The organism is Colwellia polaris (genome assembly GCF_002104515.1).
GTDB lineage: Bacteria > Pseudomonadota > Gammaproteobacteria > Enterobacterales > Alteromonadaceae > Cognaticolwellia > Cognaticolwellia polaris.
Genome location: NZ_NBOE01000014.1, coordinates 1 through 20878, shown reverse-complemented (window position 1 = coordinate 20878; position 20878 = coordinate 1). Strand labels below are relative to the sequence as shown.

5 protein-coding genes are annotated in these 20878 nt (G+C 40.5%); 1 reads left to right on the top strand and 4 read right to left on the bottom strand.

The window, feature by feature from the left end:
- Window positions 1-212 precede the first annotated feature (212 nt).
- Window positions 213-869, top strand: a complete 657-nt coding sequence (fabR, locus tag B6A32_RS16895) for an HTH-type transcriptional repressor FabR (RefSeq protein ID WP_085306100.1) — start codon at window positions 213-215, stop codon at window positions 867-869.
- Here fabR and trmA read toward each other — a convergent pair.
- The 4 genes from trmA to B6A32_RS16875 form a co-directional block, all read right to left on the bottom strand.
- Window positions 850-1944, bottom strand: coding sequence for a tRNA (uridine(54)-C5)-methyltransferase TrmA (gene trmA / locus B6A32_RS16890; RefSeq protein WP_085306099.1), 1095 nt, complete (start codon window positions 1942-1944; stop codon window positions 850-852). The genes fabR and trmA overlap by 20 nt on opposite strands.
- Window positions 1945-2226: 282 nt before the next feature.
- Window positions 2227-5997, bottom strand: coding sequence for a TonB-dependent receptor (locus B6A32_RS16885; protein ID WP_085306098.1), 3771 nt, complete (start codon window positions 5995-5997; stop codon window positions 2227-2229).
- Window positions 5997-19472 carry an OmpA family protein gene (locus B6A32_RS16880; RefSeq protein WP_085306097.1) on the bottom strand — a complete coding sequence of 4492 codons (13476 nt, stop codon included), beginning with the start codon at window positions 19470-19472 and terminating at the stop codon, window positions 5997-5999. Before B6A32_RS16880 ends, B6A32_RS16885 begins: the two co-directional genes overlap by 1 nt.
- A 338-nt stretch (window positions 19473-19810) precedes the next feature.
- Complete coding sequence (locus B6A32_RS16875; protein ID WP_085306096.1) at window positions 19811-20257, bottom strand: RNA recognition motif domain-containing protein; 447 nt, start codon at window positions 20255-20257, stop codon at window positions 19811-19813.
- Between the last annotated feature and the right edge of the window lie 621 nt (window positions 20258-20878).

The window sequence follows — 20878 nt, the reverse complement described above, 5'->3', positions numbered from 1 at the left end:
ATCTAGGGCTTAAGCACCAAAACATGTTTCGGTGTACACATGTACGCTATTCTATCTTTACTCGATGGTGAGTCAAGTGTTGTTGATGAATAATTGTGATTATTATTTTAGCGGTTGCTTAGGGATTAATATCAATTAACTAGTAATGTTAACGATTTTTAGTATCATATCAGGCTAGTTTTAGCATGAAATAAATTAAAGGTATACTGGCGATGAGTGGTATTAGAGCACTGCAAAAAGAGAAAACGCGTCGTCAATTAATTGATGCTGCTTTAGGGCAGTTGAGTAGTGAACGTAGTTTTTCTAGTTTGAGTTTGCGTGAAGTTGCTAAAGAAGCTGGCCTGGCGCCAACATCTTTTTATCGGCACTTTTCTGACATGGACGAGTTAGGCTTAACCTTGGTTGACGAGGCAGGTTTAACTTTGCGCCAATTAATGCGACAAGCTAGGCAGCGGATTGAAAAGGGCGGTTCAGTGATTCAAATTTCTGTACGCACTTTTATGGAATTTATTGAAAACAACGGTAATATTTTTCGGTTGTTATTACGTGAACGCTCTGGAACTTCGCCGGCATTTCGTGCTGCGGTTAATCGTGAAATTCGTTACTTTACCTTAGAACTTTGCGATTATTTACAACAAGCCAATAAGCTCGATGCAGAACTTGCATATTTACAAGCTAATGCTGCTGTTACTATTGTATTTAGTGCTGGATCTGACGCGTTAGACTGCGATAAAAAGGATTTGGCCGCATTAGCACAACGAACAATTAAACAATTAAGGTTTATTGCTCGAGGTGCATTTGAGTTCAGTGTTCGCAATGATAACCTTATTGAATTGCGAAAAACTAAAGTTAAAGGCGTGACAAAATAACGCCGGTTTCTACATGATGGGTATAAGGGAACTGGTCAAATAAAGCAAAGTGTTCAATTTTATGCGTTTTTACCAGTTCAACTAAGTTATCGCGCAGTGTTTCAGGATTACATGAAATATATATAATGCGTTCAAAACGAGAAACTAACTCAACGCTGTCAGGATCAAGCCCAGCTCTTGGTGGATCAACCAATACGGTTTGATAGTTATAGCTGGTCAAATCAAAACCTTCTAAGCGACGAAAAACACGCTCGCCATTCATTGCCTGGCTAAAGTCTTCACTGGCCATTCTTACAATATCAACATTATCTAGTTTGTTAGCTGCAATATTAATTTGTGCAGATTTAACCGATGTTTTTGATATTTCAGTGCCTAATACGCGATCAAAGTTTTGTGCCAAGGCGATACTAAAGTTGCCGTTACCACAATACAGCTCGATTAAATCACCACCGGTGTTTTTAGTGGCTTTTTGCGCCCAAAGTAACATGGCTTCATTTACTTTCGCATTAGGTTGGGTAAAGCTGTTCTCAACTTGTTGGTAATGAAACTCTTCACCATTTACCGATAATGTTTCCATAACAAAATCTTTATCTAGCACAACTTTTTGTTTACGCGCACGGCCAATAATATCAACGGGTGCAATGGCAGATAAACGGGTCTTTAACTGTTGTGCTTGTTCAATCCATTGCTCGTCTAATTGTTTGTGATAAAGCAAACTAATTAACACTTCGCCACTGAGTGTTGAGAGGAAGTCAACTTGGAATAATCGTTGGCGTAAAATTGCGTTATTTCTAATGTCGGCTAAAAGTGCGGTCATAAATTGGTTGATCAGCACACTCGCAACGGGAAAATCTTCAACTTTAAATTTTTCTTTAGTTTCACTATTGAACATTATGTAGTAAAGGTCGTCACCATCATGCCAAACACGAAATTCGGCACGTTGGCGATAATTTAAAGTAGGCGATGGATAAATTTCAAAAGTTGGTAAGTCAAATTGAGCGAAAGTATTTGAAATACTTTGCTGTTTTTCGTCAAGCTGTTGTTGATAGTTATCGGGGTGAATATGACTAAACATTGAAATACCTTGTTGGAAATGATCATAGCTGAATAAAAAGGCGAATATTCTAGCCAGTGACCAATTTTTGTCTACTAAATAAAGGCTGTATTCTAGAAGAAATCGCTTTTTAAGCATAGTCTTTAGTCAAACAAAACCGACTAATTATTGAAATGAGATAACCTGATGTGTAAAAGAAAAGATAAAAAGAAAAAGAATGAAATCAGGTTAAAGCGGTTAACAGCTTTAACCTGATTATTTATATGAGTGAATTATTCAAGCAGCGCTTAATTTAACACAGGTTTAATATTTACCAACAAGGTTAATAAACCAACCTTTGTACTCGTAATCAGTAAGTTTTAAGTCGTCACTAAAATCAGTAAAGTTATAACCAACACCGACTTTAAAGTGTTGACCTATGTGTCGATCTATACCTGCAAGCCAACCATTTCGTGTTGAGTTCGACTCAACCACTTTTAAACTACGAAACTCAAGTAGTGCATCCCACTGTTTAATAATGTGATAGCGAGTTTGCAATGCAGAAAAGTTAACTGTGCTTTTAAAGAATTCACCAATACCGCGACCTGAGCGTAACTCTCCTGTTCTTCGGCCTAGTTTTGCAGCAAATTCCCACTCAGGGTTGTAACGGTAAGTACCTTCTAAGGTATAAATTTGTGACTTTTGATCGGTACCAAAGTTAGTTTGCGCCAAACCGCGTAAATCGTATAAATAAGTATATTTTCCTAATAAGTTCCAACGGTTGTTATCAAAAGGGCGGTAAGCAAAGCCTACGCTCGCTTCAGTAAACGTGGCATTGGCATCTGGGCTAATATCATCTTCAGTATCTGAATAGTTATATTTAGCAGCGACACGCCAAGAATCGTTTATTAAGTAATTTAGGCGATTGGTGGTAAGCCACTGTGTACGCTCTTCAGCGCCTTTATCTTCGCGATACTCTAATTTTGTTTGCCATTGCATATCTTTATCGCGAAACCCTAACGAAAGAGAAGCAGCGTCGCGCTCAACATTACCGGCAATCAGTGTTAGTTCGCCATGTTGTAATGAACCACCTAAATTCCAGCCTTGGCTGAGCAGGTAGTTAACACCAAAAACATGCACAAAGCCTGATTCATTTCTTTCATTGATAGTTTGCGTTTCATTAAATACGTTTAGGCTATCAGTTACTCTTGAGCGGTGACCAAAGGTAAGGCCGTTGGTATCGTTAGAGGCAAGTAGCGGGCTAGTTGTATCGGTTGACCAACTGTAGCGACTGTAAAGGTTGTGATCGCTATTAACTTGGTAATCAACATCAAGCGCAGCGGTGTCACCACGATGCCCTGTAGCGTACTCTGCACCAATGCTAGATCGACTCTCTAGTATGTATTTACCGCCTAGCGTGATTAAGTCGTTGTTTTCATAGCCGTCGTCGGCTTCAAGTGTACCTTGGGCAATACCGTAAAGCTCAAAGCTTGGTGTTAAACGTTGACGGTAGCCAAGTGCAGCCAATAAACCGGTTTGAGATTGCAGGTTTATTTGCTCTTTTATTTGTTTTATTTCTGCACTGATATTACCGCTGTTATCAAGGTTTTGCTGAATAAAAAAGCTAATTTGCTGACGCTCATTATTACCAGACTCTTGTTTCGTTATGCTGGTACTGTAGTGGCCTGTTTGACTATATTGGCCTGATACTTCAACCCCTTTTTCAGTGATATCTTCAGTTAAGTCACGTCGAGCAATTGAGAAGCCAGCGCCGGTATTTTTATGCCATGCCGCTGCTGTTAACTCTTGCTCTGTGTAGCCTAAAGCTTTTAGATTTGCTCTCGCTTCAAAACTTAAGGCATCGCCAGATTTATCATTGCCTGTTAGCTCGTCGTCAATAATATTTACTTGCTGAAAGGTTAAACCACCGTTGTCTGAATAAAACACTGGCGCTTGGCTGTTGCGGGTATCACTGTGCTCAATTTTTATGTAACTACCTTTGCCTGCTTGCAAGGTTAAGTCGGCACCGGCAAGTTGATAATCGTTACCGGCCCGATTTTCATCAACGTAGCTTAGACCAACGGCAATGTGATCGTTAAACCAGTGTTTAGCTCGTCCGCCAGCAGTTAAGTGATCAGCGCTAAAGCCATTTGGTAAGTATTCGTAATCAACTAATAATAGTAATTGATTACCGTCGAGTGGTTGATCGCGAATAATACTATTGGCGTTGTTACGTGAAAAGCTGAGTAAGGGGCGCGATAAAATAATACGGCCTTGGAGTTCGTCAACTTGGTAATCAGCATCGCGAGTTAAATCAATTCTATCGAGCGTTATGCCGGTATCTGGATTGCGAACTTCTATGACTAACTTATCTGAGCCGGGTAATACATCGGTGTGCTTTAAGTAATAAATACTACCGCCAGTGCCTAAAAACTCACTATGACCTAAAGCGGTTTGTGCTTCAGAAACAAAGGCTTTTAATTGACTTTTTTCTTGGCCGTAAGCATTTGACTCAGTTGACTTCCAGTTAAGTACTGCGCCATATAAGCTACGGTTGTACTGGCTGTACTCTGTATCGGTCATTCCGGTGTTGTAATTACCCCAAAGCGCGAGAGATTTGTCCCAATCAACACGGACATAAAAACGCCCTTGAGTGTCTACGTCGCGTGTGGTGGTTGAGTCGTCACCATAAACCGGGTAGTACTTGTCAGGATCTAAACGTCTAAAAACATCTACGGGGTCTTTATCTAAAAAGCCATTAAACAACTGTGATAATTCACGCTCTTGAGTATCAGCATGTGCGGTTATTAGATATTTTCCTTTAACCTTACCTTTTAAATAAAATGCAAGGCGGCCTTCGATGAGTAAGTCGTCATCGTACCTGTCGTCGCTTGCTAATGGTTCAATATTGCCAGTCACTTTATTTTCGCTGATGTTGATGTCGGCAAGCGCCGCTAAAAACATATATTTACCCGTTACATCAACTTTAAGTGGTTTAGTTATTGTGCCTTTTTCACCACTTAAGGTGAGGTCAAATACGTAGTTACCAATTGGCAGTAAATGTTCGCTAGCAAACTTTCGTTCTAAATCTATTGGGTAGTCTTTACCGTTAATTTCAATACTGTAGCCTTCGGGTATGTCTTGGCCAAAAATACGCACACGACTACCGGTAATTGGAATGTTTTGTTTGATAAGTTCATTTGTTCCAAAGCTGCCAGTACTGGCTGTATTTGTGTCAGTGGTTACATTGCTAGATGTAAAACTGGCAGAGGTGTTTTGGTTATTAAATTGATTTTGAGTTGAGTTATTGGCTTGCAACGACTGTTGGTTGTTACCTTGATCAAGGTATGTACCGCTGTCGTAAGCTTCAGGCGAAACAAGTTGTATTAATTTGCTTTCTGTTTCGTCCATGTTGTCTTCAGCATCAAACGCTCGTAGCACGTAACGTAAACTATCGCCGGCGATCATCGTGTTCAATGTTGATGGTTCAACTTGCCATGATATTTCGCCATGGCTATCAAGTTCGGTTAATTCACTGCTAAAAAGAGGGTCAATTAAATCAACATCGTTACCTTTATAAACCACTAACGTTAAGTGTTCTATAAACGCAGGATAGTTGGTAAAGTAATTAAATCTAGCATCGTACTTGTTAAGGCCATCAAATTTTATCGCCTGCGGTGCGCTAATGCTTAACCTAGGGGCGGTAATAGCAGGATCTTCTGTAGCCCAAAAAATTCCACCTAATGGCATTCTGACTAAAAAGTCACCTTGCACTACTGTTTTAGCTTGTTTTTCAGCCGTTGCTACTTCATGTGTTTGCTTACTCAGTGCTAATTCTACTCGGCGATCGTTCGGGGTTTTATTTACGCTCGCAGCTTGCTCGCCCTTGCTGATAATTTCAACACTAAAACCTTGTGCCGTTTTACATGCGCCAGGAGGGCATACCGGTGTTTGTTGCTCGGCCTTGGTTGTTGTTTCAATTACAGCTTCGCTGCTTTTAGTGTTTAAGTTACTCGCAAAAGAATGTGTGGTTACGCCTGCTAATAAAACGCTACAGGTAAAGGCTAGTGAATGACGTTGGATAAAGTTTCTCATTATTTACCCTCCGTCATTGAATTCTCGATTTGTAATTTTTGTATTTTGATGGTCAATTTTTCCCAAACTTCTGCAGGCATGCGTGTTTTTAATTGTTCGAATACAGCTTTAGCACGGCGTAAGCCTAGCGCTAGGTTGTAATCTTCTGATGCGCTGTTGTCGGCAAAGCCGGTAATAGCTAAGTGGCCACTTTCTGCATTCACTAATTGCTTAGCTATGCTGTCGAGTAATGGTTGATATTTTGCTTTTATTGTACTTTTGTCAGACTCGAATAGAATTTTTCCAAGTTGAGTTTGTGTTGCAATATTTACAATAGAGGCAAAACTTCCATTAACCTCTTCTACTAATTCAACACTAAACGAAGACTGAAGATCTTCACGAATTAGTGGCAATAGCCATTGATAGGTATTGTTGGCTCGAGCATAAGCTAACGCCTGCGTGTGCGCTTGAGCTGTAATTTGTATCGTTCCACCTTGATATTGGTTAATGGTGTTGGACATTTGCGTTAACCACGCTTTATGTTCTGTATTTATTTCAGCGCTATTTTCATTAAATAATAACTCACCAAGTTTAACTAAAGCATGTTGTTCATTACCGCCTAACTGTTGCTTGGCTAGTTGAATTGCAAAGTCAAAACGTGCAGGTAAACCTTGTGTAATACGCTTAACTCTTGGGTTTTCACTAACAAAAACTGTTTCAGGTGGTAACGTTGCTTTATCAACTTTCATGTAGAAGTTACGGCCACGGGCTAGGTTTTCAACGTCGACTGCTTCTAGATGGAATCGACCATGTAAGTCGGTTTCAATATATAAACCTTCAACAGTAGCAACTCTTACTCCCGGAATACCAATTTCTTGAATACCTTGGTTTTGAATGACAAGGTCAACTTGATAATTGCCATTTGCAAGTACGGTAATATTGCGCTCAATACGTAAATCTTGCGCAGTTAATCCGTCGGCCATTTTACCTACAGGGTTGGCGACTATTTTGCCTTGGCTACTCATGGTTAGATGAGTACCTTCTGCAGTGGTTAGAGTTAAATTATCAGTAAAGGCTAAGTCTTTAAGTTGCTGACGAATAATTATTTGATGATTGCTAGCTTTATCGGCTTCACTACTGCGACCCGATAAATCACCTAAATCAATACCGTGATTTAGCGGTGCACTTGCATCAGCTAATGGGCGTTGGCCATCAGCATCAATTATGAAGGTACTTTTGGCGATATAACTACTTTCGTTAATGCCACCTTGAATAAACACTGCTGAGGCATTAGCGCTGTCTTGCCAATTATCGCTATCTCTATCGTCAAACACTTTGCCAAGAATAGTGACTTCTTCAAAGTCAGGATCCGCACCAACGATAACGGTTGCTGTAGCTTCATTACCAATTGGCGCACTGCCTAAGTAAGGAGATACTCGGTTGATATGTTTACCGCGAGCTACACCTGCACCTACGCGAAGTATATAGACAAATTCAACCGTCGATTCTGCGGGTACGTCAATACCTGAAACGGTCAGTGGTTGTTTGCTTGTTATTTGCATTTCACCGTCGGCATCATTGGTATAGGCTGAGTTTTCAACATAAGTGAAACCTGCCGGCAGGTAATCAATCAATGTTAGGTTTTCAACATCAACTTCGCTAATGTTTTCAATTTGAATGTTATAGCGTACTAAGCCACCAATAAGTGTTTGTTTTGTGTTAGCACTTTTTGTCAGGCGGATCATGCTTGGGTTCACACCTATTTTATCAACAGGAATATGGTTGTTGATCACATCTGGATCACCTTGGGCCAAGGTGAAATCCATATAATATGTAGTGTCATCGCCAATTTCTGGTGCAGTAGCTGAGTTAGATAATGCAAATGGATTTTGCTGACCTGTAGGATCTAAAACGCCAGCCTGTGGCAATATCAAGTTTGAATGGCTTGGTTGATATTCTTCTTCAGGAGCAGTAACCACTAAGGTAAATATGTCGTTGTGCTGACAAGCTGGATCAGCGCCTAAGAATAATAAAAAGAAATAATAACCGTCTTCACCCGTAATTTGGTCTTGCTGATTTGGCAGTAAACAAACATCAGGTAATACTGTGCCCGCGTCATTAATAATACTAACTAATGAGTTGGCAACAGGGATACGAGTGATTGAGTCGTATACCACGCCACTAGGATCAACAGGTACCGGAACATTGACAGATTCATTCGCTGGAATATACACTACGGTACTGAAAAAGGTTGTACCGTTAGGAGTCATAAAGTCAACGGTGTAGTCACCTTGTGGTAAATTCTCAATAGAGAAAAAGCCATTTTCGTCGGTGAGTATGGTGGCAATTATATTTCCATTGGTATCGGTTACTTGTACCGTCCAGTTAATCAGTAGCGGCTCACCTTCGTTGAGGGCATCATTGCGATCAGCATCAATCCAAACGACACCTTGCAAGCTACCTGCAGGCAATTCAAATGGTGTTGGATCATCGGTACCGCCGCTGCTGTTACCAGGTGCGCTTGGGTTGTCACCACCGTTAGCAGGGTTGTTACTTGCGTTAGTTCCACTATCTGACAAATCGTTAACTTCTACACCACCTGTAGAGGTACCTAAAGCTTCTGCTTGGTTAGTTATTATACCTTTTGCTTCTTCAGCGCCAGGGTTTAACTCTAAGGTGAAACTAATATTAATACTTTGCCCAGGCATTAAACGACCACTGATGCCATCAAATAAGTTTGCTGGGAAATCAGTGTTTAAGTTAGGTGTTTCTTCAGCAGTAGAGGCGGTAATCTCTGCTGCTTCACTCACACTGACATAGGCACTACCAAACTGTGCGCTGAGGTCGTCTACAAGTTGGATATTAGTTAAAGGTACATCACCATTGTTTTGAATAACTAAAGCAAATGGCACGTCGAAGTTGCCGACACTACCATTGACAGTAGGGACTATTTCACCGCTTACCGTTTTAGCTACACCAATCGCTGGCGCTTCAGTAAAAGTAACCGGTGTTGGATCGTTATCCGTTCCATCACCATTGTCGCCAATAGTATTAGCACCGTTATCTGAATCATCATTAACATCAGCACCGCTTGGACTTTGACCTGAAGCAACAACCGTATTGTTGTATGGGCCAAGGTTGGTACCCGGCGTTACGGTTAGACTGAGTAACAAGGTATCTTTTGCGGCAACGGCAAGGCTTTGGTTAGCAGCTAAAATATTGCTATCGCTTTCGCCATCAAAATCAGCATTTACCGTTAAGGTATTTGCACTTAATGCGTTAACAACAAACGTAGCAGGTGCCGGGAAAGTTGCCCGTAAATCTTCGACAATTTGTACGTTGCTTAAAGAGATATCACCGATGTTTTCCACCACTAACTGGTAGCTTAAGTTGTATGTACCATCGCTGTTGTTAACAGGCTCTGCAACTAATAACTTAGCAATACCAATGGCCGGGGCTTCGGTAAATGTAATTGGCGTTGAGTCATCAAGACCCCCTTCACCGTTATTACCTTCAGGGTCGATACCGTTGTCTGATGTATCGTCAATGCTATTGCCACTTGGGCTAACCCCTGAGGCTAACGCACTATTATTATAAGGACCTAAGTTACCGGCAGGTGTTAGTTCAAGCACTAAGGTAATAATGTCACTTGCGCCTAGCACTAAGCTTTGATTCGCAGCTAACAAGTTAGTGTCGCTATCACCGTTAAAAGCACTATTCACCATTAAAGACGCACTACTTAATGAGGTAATGGTGTAGATGTTTTGATTTTGGAATGTTGCCATCAAATCATCAACTACTTGTACATTGGCTAGCGCAATATCACCGGTGTTTTTCAGGTTAAAGGTGTAAGTAAGTGCATACGAACCATCACCGTTATTGGTGACATTGGTCATGGCTTTTGCTACGCCTATGGCTGGTGCTTCAGTAAAGGTAACTGGGGTTGCATCATCATTAGTGCCTGCACCATTATCGCCTGAGGTATTGCTACCATTATCTGAGTTATCATTAACATCATCACCGCTAGGGCTTTGGCCTGAAGCGACAGCAGTATTGTTGTATGGGCCAAGGTTTGCGCCCGGCGTTACGGTTAGTTGTAGTAACAAGGTATCTTTTGCGGCAACGGCAAGGCTTTGGTTAGCAGCTAAAATATTGCTATCGCTTTCGCCATCAAAATCAGCATTTACCGTTAAGGTATTTGCACTTAATGCGTTAACAACAAACGTAGCAGGTGCCGGGAAAGTTGCCCGTAAATCTTCGACAATTTGTACGTTGCTTAAAGAGATATCACCGATGTTTTCCACCACTAACTGGTAGCTTAAGTTGTATGTACCATCGTTGTTGTTAGTAGGCTCTGCCACTAACAATTTAGCAATACCGATGGCAGGTGCTTCGGCAAATGTTACAGGTGTTGTATCATCCAGGCCGCCTTCACCGTTATTGCTTTCAGGATCAGTACCATTGTCAGAAACATCACTGAAATTATCACCACTTGGGCTTGTTGACGATATAGAAACGCTGTTGTTATAAGGTCCAAGATCACCAGCAGGCGTAATAATTACGCTAAGTTCTATTGTTGCAGTGGCGCTAGCAGCCAGTGTTTGATTTAGGTCTAATAGGTTCGTGTCGGTACTACCGTCAAAACCTGAATTTACTGTTAATTGCGTACTGCTCAAACTTAATACGCTAAATGTATTGGCATCGGCAAATATATTGGCTAAGTTTTCAGTTACTTGCACATTATTTAAAACAATATCACCGGTGTTTTTAGCATTGAACTGGTAATTCACTTGATAACGTCCATCACCTAAATTACTGACGCCAGTCATCGCTTTTGCTATGCCAATATCCGGTGCTTCAGTAAAAGTAATGACGGTTGCATCATCATTACCTGCATCACCATTATTGGTGGCCGGATCGCTACCATTATCAGAATTGTCTGTAACATTATCACCACTTGGGCTTTCACCTGTTGCGACAGCGGTATTACTATAAGGCCCTAAGTTAGTACCAGGTGTTATGGTAACCGGAACTAAAATAGTCGCTGAGGTATTTATCGCTAAGCTTTGAGCTGAAGCAAGTAAGTTATTATCACTAGCACCATCAAAATCATTGTTGATATTAAGATCAGCACTGCTAATGGTACCAAGGGTAAAACTAGCGCCATTAAATGTTGTTGATAGTGGCTCTGAAACTTGCACGTTGCTTAAGATCACGTCACCAATATTTCTTACGACAATACTATAAATAAGGCTGTAACTGCCATCTTCATTGTTAGTCACTGGACCGCTAATCTCTTTTGCAATACCGATAGCGGGTGCTTCTGTAAATGTTACTGGTGTTGGCGTAGCTAAATTACCATCACCATTATCACCATTGGCATCAGTACCATCATCAGAATCATCACTGATAACCGCGCCACTTGGGCTTGTACCATTTACTTTTGCCGTATTATTGTAAGGACCTAAGTTAGCACCAGGAATAATGGTAATAGTAAGATCAAGTGTCGCAGAAGATGAAGCTAACGCACCTGACGTTAACGTTTGATTTGCCGAAAGTAAGTTCTTATCGCTATAACCATTAAAGCTAGGATTTACAGTGAAATTATTACTAACGACGTTATCAACTTGCACAGTAGCAGGTGAAGGGTAAGTAACAGCAAAGTCTTCAATAATTTGTACTGAGTTTAATTCAATATCACCATTATTTTGCACTAGCATAGAGTAGGTTAAGGTATAGCTACCATCATTATTATTAACTACGGCTGAGCTAATTCTTTTCGCGATACCTATAGCAGGAGACTCGTCAAAGTTTACGGTGGTTGCATCATCAAAACCGCCTGCACCGTTATTACTTTCTGGATCGCTACCTGCATCAGAAATGTCGCTAACACTTGCTCCACTTGGACTGTCACCGCTACCAGTAGCACTGTTACTGTAAGTCGGGTTGCTGCCAGGTGTTACCGTAACGGTAACTGAAATTGTATCTTGAGCACCGACACTTAGATTTTGATTTGCAGCAAGTAAGTTGGTATCTGTATCACCGTTAAATGCATTATTAATATTGAGAGAGCCAACAGTCGACTTTGAATCAACCACATAAGTTGCGCCACTAAAGGTGGTATTTAAATTATCCACAACTTGTACATTAGATAAATTAATGGCACCGGTATTTTTAACTACTAACGCATAAGTTAAGGTATAGGTACCGTCGCTGTTGTTTGTAGGGCCTGCACTGATACTTTTTGCAACGCCAATCGCTGGATTTTCAACAAAACTCACTGGGGTGCTATCAGACAAACCACCATTACCATTGTTGGTCTCAGGGTTGGTGCCGTTATCTGAGGTGTCATTAACCGTTGCACCACTTGGGCTAGTTGCTTCAGCGGTTGCACTGTTGTTGTATGGACCTAAGTTAGTGCCTGGCGTAACGGTTACCGTTAAGCTGATCGTTTCGCTTGCGCCAACCGCTAAGTTTTGGTTTGCGGCTAATAAGTTTTTATCACCATCGCCATTAAAGGCATTGTTTATGGTCAGTGTGCCGCCAGTGCTTTTGGCATCAACAACAAAGGTAGCGCCACTAAAAGTCGTGGTAAGGTCATCAACAACTTGCACATTGCTTAGGCTGATATCACCAGTATTTTTAACCACCATAGAGTAGGTTAGCGTATGTGTACCATCACCATTATTGGTAGGTCCTGCACTTACGGTTTTAGCAACGCCAATAGCCGGTGCTTCAGCAAAGGTTACGGGTGTTGCATCGTCATCGGCAGCATTACCATTGTTTGTTTCAGGATCAGTACCGTTATCTGAGGTGTCATTAACCGTTGCACCACTTGGGCTAGTAGCGCCAGCGGTTGCACTGTTGTTGTATGGACCTAGGTTAGTGCCTGGTGTAACGGTTACCGTTAAGCTGATCGTTTCGCTTTCGCCAACCGCTAAGTTTTGGTTTGCGGCTAATAAGTTTTTATCACTATTGCCATTAAAGGCATTGTTTATGGTGAGTGTGCCGCCAGTACTTTTGGCATCAACAACAAAGGTAGCGCCACTAAAAGTCGTGGTAAGGTCATCAACAACTTGCACATTGCTTAGGCTGATATCACCAGTATTTTTAACTACCATAGAGTAAGTTAGCGTATGTGTACCATCACCATTATTGGTAGGGCCTGTGCTAATGGTTTTAGCAACGCCAATAGCCGGTGCTTCAGCAAAGGTTACGGGTGTTGCATCGTCATCGGCAGCATTACCATTGTTTGTTTCTGGGTCAGTACCGTTATCTGAGGTGTCATTAACCGTTGCACCACTTGGGCTAGTAGCGCCAGCGGTTGCACTGTTGTTGTATGGACCTAGGTTAGTGCCTGGTGTAACGGTGACCGTTAAGCTGATCGTTTCGCTTTCGCCAACCGCTAAGTTTTGGTTTGCGGCTAATAAATTTTTATCACCATCGCCATTAAAGGCATTGTTTATGGTGAGTGTGCCACCAGTGCTTTTGGCATCAACAACAAAGGTAGCGCCACTAAAAGTCGTGGTAAGGTCATCAACAACTTGCACATTGCTTAGGCTGATATCACCAGTATTTTTAACCACCATAGAATAGGTTAGTGTATGTGTACCATCACCATTATTGGTAGGGCCTGCACTTACGGTTTTAGCAACGCCAATAGCCGGTGCTTCAGCAAAGGTTACGGGTGTTGCATCGTCATCGGCAGCATTACCATTGTTTGTTTCTGGGTCAGTACCGTTATCTGAGGTGTCATTAACCGTTGCACCACTTGGGCTAGTAGCGCCAGCGGTTGCACTGTTGTTGTATGGACCTAAGTTAGTGCCTGGTGTAACGGTTACCGTTAAGCTGATCGTTTCGCTTGCGCCAACCGCTAAGTTTTGGTTCGCGGCTAATAAATTTTTATCACCATCGCCATTAAAGGCATTGTTTATAGTGAGTGTGCCGCCAGTGCTCTGAGCATCAACAACAAAGGTAGCGCCACTAAAAGTCGTGGTGAGGTCATCAACAACTTGCACATTGCTTAGGCTGATATCACCAGTATTTTTAACCACCATAGAGTAAGTTAGCGTATGTGTACCATCACCATTATTGGTAGGGCCTGCACTTACAGTTTTAGCTACGCCAATAGCCGGTGCTTCAGCAAAGGTTACGGGTGTTGCATCGTCATCGGCCGCATTACCATTATTGGTTTCAGGATCGGTGCCGTTATCTGAGGTGTCGTTAGCAGTTCCGTTAGGACTATTTGCAGAAGTAGTCGCGCTATTGTTATAAGTTAATGTTGAACCCGGTGTTACTGTGACTTCTAAATTAATAGTGCCACTATCACCTACCGCTAAACTTTGGTTTGCCGCTAATAAATTAGTGTCACCTACACCGTTGAAACTTGCATTTACTGTGAAGTCTGCACTTGTTGGTGTGCTAATACTAAAGCTATCAGCACTGGCAAAAGTGGTACTTAAATTATCAATAACTTGTAGATCAGTTAAGTTTACATCGCCGGTATTTTTAACATTAAATTGATAATTAAAAGTATAAGTACCGTCGGCATTATTCTGAATGGCACCATTAATTGACTTAGCTAATCCAAGAGCAGGGTCGACCGCAAAGGTAACAGGTGTTGGGCTAGTATCATTGTCGGGACCGTCGTTGGCTGTATCCGGATCAGAACCATTAACTGAGGTATCGTTAGTTGTATTTGTATCATCTCGAGCACTTTCTGCTTCAGCAGTAGTACTATTATTGTAAGTATTAAGATCTGTACCTGGACTAACAGTAACAGCAATGTCTAAAGTTTTAGTTTCGTTAATTGCTAAATCCGAAGGTGTAGTGTTATCTATTAATGTAGTGTTACTAATGCCATCAAACGTTCCATCGACCGTGAAATCTGTGCTGGTAATCGAGGTTACATTGATATCGCCTGAAGCTATAGGGTTAAAAGTGGCAGCAAGATCATCAGTAAGTTGAATGTTGCTTAACGCGACATCGCCGCTGTTTTCCACATAAAATCGATAAACAATATCAAACGTACCGTCAGCAGGATCAAAAGTATTACTAATTAACTCTTTTGCTACACCTATAACCGGTGTTGATGTTGTTGTTACTACACTCGTTGCTGTTTGTGTGCGGTAATTATTTAAAGGTGCACTTGTAGAAGTAACAGGGGTGTTGCCTGTGCCTGTTGTAATGTCAGCAAAGTTACGCACATTTTCAGCTGAAGCTCCAGATTGTTGCCCAGCATAATCAATATCAGTATTCGCTGTTAAGGTTGTGCCTGGTTTAACAGTAGCTTGTAAATTGGTGTTAAAGGTAATGGTTAGTGTAGCCGAAGGGCTCATGGAAAAAATACGGTTAATACTTAGCAAGTTATTATCTGCACCACTTACCGTAAAGTCTGAGCTACTTATTGCTGTAGATAGGTTTGTGTTATCAACTACAGTGCCTGTGCTTGAAACATCTAATGCAGTAATGTTTTCAACACCGCTAGGAAGTTGAACTTGCCAGTTACCGCTGTCACCATCTTGAATTTGAAATGCTTGAGCTAACCCTTCGTTTGTCAATACTAATGACCATGCAAATGTTGGTGTTTCATTAGTACGGTTATCTACTGAGCTCGGCGTTGTTGTACTGGTAAGTGATAACTGTGGTTCTAATATGTTTGCTAACATGTTATTAGATACAGAGTTCTGAATGTTACTGAGTAATACTTCAAATTGATTTGATAAAGTTACATTTTGTTGATTTGAAAGTTGGTTTATTACTAATGCCGAAAATTCAATAACAATATATTCTAGATCACTATCTGCATCGCTGTTGGTAATATCACCCATATCAAAATCAACAGAATTTCCAGACGCCCCTAAATTAGGTGTAATGGCACAATTAGGTGTTACATTTGGATCTGTTGATGCTTGGCTACCTCCTGCACAAAGACCAGCCCCTAAACTTGATGATAAACCACCATTACTGACTAATGAAACAAAGGCTGTATTATTTACATACTCTAGCCCTTCGGGAAGGTTATCTCTGACAATAAAGTTTTCCGCAGAGCCTTCTGGTACGGTTACAACTAAACGATATTTAATTTCTTCCCCGATTGAAAGCGAACGTTCTGATGAACTAGTACCTGAACCTGCTTCACTGGTATGTGCGAATGTTGTGCTAACAATAGATTTTTCCGATGTTGTTAATTCAACTGTTACGGTTGCAGAGTTTGTAGCTTGATAAGTTTTTTCAGTTCCGGGGCTTGAACCAGATAAATTGCTTCCAGAGCCGTCTAAACTAGTCCATGACAAAGTGGCATTATTGGTAATTTCTTGTCCAGGGGTCGCAGCTGATGAAACATTTGCATCGTAAGTAAATATACAGCTCTCATTGGCTGCTAATTTATCAATAGTCAGCGAAAATCCTGCGCCATTTGGATCACTATCGTCAAAACTCTTGGTCGCTGCATCACAAGCACCATAAGTTGCGGTGCCTGACTCATAAATTAATTCTGTCGGTAAAATATCGACCAAGCTGAGATCAAAAGCGCTTGAGTCAGAGCTTGCTGGAGCAGTAATTGTTAATGTGTAAGTAATGGCATCACCGGCATCACCACCGGCATTATCTGCATCCTTACTAAGTGTTAAGGTAGGGTCGACACGCTTTAGGTTTAATGAGTTTGAAGTATCATTTCCTGTACTGTCGGTATATCGACCTCGGTTAGAGAAATTAACGTTTCCACCGTCAACTTTAACTGCATTGATTTCAAGTACGATATATTCTTCATCAGCATCATCATCGCTATTCGTTACTGTACCTAAATTGAAAGTAGGGTCGGTACCGGCGCTAAAAGAGCCATTGGTTGCTGTTATATCACAGTCGGGACTCGCATTAGAGTCTGCTAATGTATAAGTACAAGTACCAGGATCGGCGATTTCAGATGAACTTACCCCTGCACCGACAAAACCAAACTTTGCACTGCCATCGTCTTGATAAATTAGTTCTGGTGGCAGTAAATCTCTCAGATTAACAGTGCTATGAAGGCCTTCAGGCAGGGCGGTAACAATTCTAAAACGTGCTATTTCACCAATAGCTAATTCATCTCGGCTATCACTAGAGGTGCTATCAGTTTCTGAAGTAGATACTAATGTTTTAACAACACTTGCTCGAATGCTTGTTGCTGTAATGGTACTTTCTCGGGTTGGAAACGCAGATTCACCTTCACCTGCGGCAAAGGACATACTCGCGGTATTATCTATGCTAGTGCCCGCAGCAATATCACTACTGATATTACAAGAAAAAGTTAAGGTTGCCGTTTCATCACCAGAACCTGCTTCACCTAAACCACCTCCAGAAGCTAAGGTGTCATCTAAAACTAGGCCGGTAGAAAAATCTCCAGAATAGCCACCACTACCACCGGTTAATACGGGTACAGTACATGAAGAAGCATCAATTGTACTTTCAAATATATCGGTTAGTGTTACGTCAAAAGCATCAGCACCACCTGTGTTTTCCAAGGTAATTAAATAGTCAATTTGATCGCCTGCATCTAAATCACTAGTATCACTGGTTATGGTTTTTGTAATCGAAACGTCTGGAGCGCGAACCGTTATTTGTGCCACCGTGGTGTTAGTAGCGTTATCGGTGGCGGTGTTATTAGTTGAAGCGTTCAATAGATTGGCAAGACTTAAACCATCAGCATACGGTTCGTTACTTGCTAGAGCATATACATTAATTACAATATTTTTTGAACTTGCAGTGCCGGTACTAATGTTACCAAAATCAATATTGATACTGTTTGAACCGGCATCACGCGTAACAGTAAAATCACCATTATAATCAGAAGTACCCGCATATTCGATAAAGTTACCAGCGCTAGCAGAGCCAGGATAAGGAGTTGAACTTGTTTGTGTTGCCGCAGGAAAGTCTGTTGCAGTAAATACAGGTAGAGGCAATACATCAGTTAACACTACGTTATTTGCATCGCCAGAAGGGATTTCCATGGTTAATTGGAATTGTACAATATCGCCAGGCTTAACAGTACTTGAACCTATGGTGTTTTTGCTGATATCAATATCATCAATAGTTACGGTAGCACTAGAATCTTCGAAACAACCTTGAGCGCCACTCGCATCGCTTAAACCGTATGTCGCGGTAACGTCATTACTAATCGTATCACGGGTAAGTACAGGTTGGCCGTTATCATAATCTTGATCAATAACCGCAGTATAAGTAATCGTGCCGCTTTCCGCTGGCCCAATACTGCCTCCTGCGGCAACAATAGCTGCTAATATATCGGCATCTTCAAACGTTGATGAAGTACCAGAGTCAGTAAAGTTAGTATTTAAAGTTGTTGTAGCGCTATTACTGCCGTTGTGCTGAATAGATAACTGAATTTGATTACTAGCAAACTCACTGTAACTAATACCATCTTGTAAAATATCAGTAACCGTAAAGTTGTTTAAACCATCAATATATTCAGAGGTTTGATAAGCATAAGTATAGGTAACAGTAGAGCCAGGTGTGCCGCTGCCAGCAACACTTTTTCTTAACACTAAATGCTTAGCTGAGTTAATGGCTGAATTGCTGTCGCAAGTCATAGCATTTAAAGTGTCAGTAATATAAACGTCAAATTCAGCACGAATATCCTGCGAATTACCATTTGTACCTGTTCCTGAAGCACAACTGATGTTGATGTCTACATCATTTCCTACACCTGAGTTAGCCGCTAATGTAGCTTCATCTGGCGATATAGTACAATCAGTGCCACCAACAATTGAAAAAGGGCCTTCATATTTAACATTGCCAGGTAAAGTAATGGTAGGAAATGTTATAGGAGCAACTGTTCTAGTTGAAGCTATATCCGCAATTGCAACAACAGGGTAAGTCCATTCGGGACCTGGTGGGTTTTCTGATTCTGCTGTGCTATCTGAAATAGTGTATTTTATAACGGTAGGAGTAAAGTCATTACTGTCAGCAGAGCCAACAATTGTATCTTCCCCTTTTGTGCCTGTAGCACTATCGCCAAATTGAAAACCAGGTACTATTCCTATTGCGTCAGTTTGCAATATATTTGGTTCAGCATCCAAAGCGACCGTAAGACAAACTTCCACTTGCAAGGGTTGTTGATTATTTGAAACCGAGCCAACAGGTATCGTAAGTGCTACTAGAGTTCCATCTTCAGTTCCCGTAAAAGGTAAACCAGAGATAGGATCATTTAAGGTTTCTGTCGCATCATAGGTTTGACTAGAAACCAATTCTAAATCTAGCCCACTAAATGTTGCTGACTGATATGTTAAATCTGGAGCTAGATTTAGTAAGTAATATGGGCCATAGCCAATATCTGATGAACTATTGGTAAAGTTTGCGTTAAAACAAAACCCTTCACCAATAAACGACTCCGCAGGAGAAAAGTTAGCTACAGTAGGTGCGGAGGCTGCATATGCAGAAGATATCGAGATTAAAAATAGGGCAGTTAATTTTAAAAAAAACAGAAAAACTTTTTGTAGCATTATATTCTCTTAGTATTATTCATTATTATAGTAATCAACTCCCTTTGTTTACATTTTTTAACACTTTATTTGATTTTTCAACTTATGTCACCTTTTTTAATTATTAATCAGTAAAGAAATCAATAATTAAGCAATAAAGTGAAATTTAGAAAATAACAGCATATTAACTATGAAAATTTATACAAAACGATGAACATAAGTGAGAGCATTCATTTATTTAGAATAAAAGAATGGTAAATCGGTGTGGGTTTGCTGACATTTGAAGGTGAATAATGCCGTTTACTAAATAAACGGCATTTGAAACATTAAAACATTACTAATGTATTTAAATAAACAGGTTACTCAGAAACTGGTTCTGGGCGTTCTTTTGCTTCACGAACTTTTAAAGTTCGCTGTTGAAATTCACTATCGTTTAGTGAAGATATCGCTTTGTCGGCATCAGCTGACGAAATTTCTACAAAACCAAAGCCACGTCTTTTCCCTGTATGCTTATCTTTCATTAATCTAACGGATTGAACTTGGCCATATTCAGAGAAAAGCTCTCTTACTGCAGCTTCATTAGCTCTATAAGGTAAATTACCAACATAGAGAGTACTTATACTTGTGTCTGCATCTTGTACACTTGTTTCAGCTTTGCCAATTAACGGGGCGATGAATGCACAAACAAAAGCAATAACAGCGGCGCTGATACTGGTAAGTTCAATAACATCACCGTTTGCTAAAAAGTATATAGCTACAGAGAAAACTAACGCTACTATGAGCGTTAATGGTTGAGGAGACTTCATAATGGATACCTAATTATTATTTTATAAGAAACTTAAATTGCAATTCTATGTTACCCACCTTTTAGCAATGTGCAAGAATAAGTGTAATTTTTATGCAATTTATTCAGCTATATACCTATATAACATTCCCAGTCACGATATTCGTTTATAAAAATTAGTAAAAACACCTATATAGCATTAATTTTTAACTGTAGCTTTCACTCTTTGCACTAGCTTTGTAGAAAATAGACTTTAAAAACTTAGTATGAGCAAAAGAAAAAACAGAGATAATAGTATTTTCATTTGAACAGCATGCTATTTACACTGCTTTAGCTTATTAAAAGCACCAGCTGTACAATTAAAAGGCAAACAAACACTTTTATGCAATTTAATTACAATTAGCGGTTGACGTGAGGTCAAAAATCTCTAAAATGCGCTCCACTTCTTCGGGACAAGTCGAAGAGGTTGATGTATAGGAAATACGAATTAGGGCGAGTTAGGACGACGTAAGCCCGGTTTTAATGAGTTATCTAGCGCGGTTTAGGCCGATTTGGTTAACTTAACGTTTTAAAGTTAAGTTTGAATCTTCTGAAAAGAAAGTTTAAAAAAAACGAAATAAAACGTTGACATTGAAACAGAGTT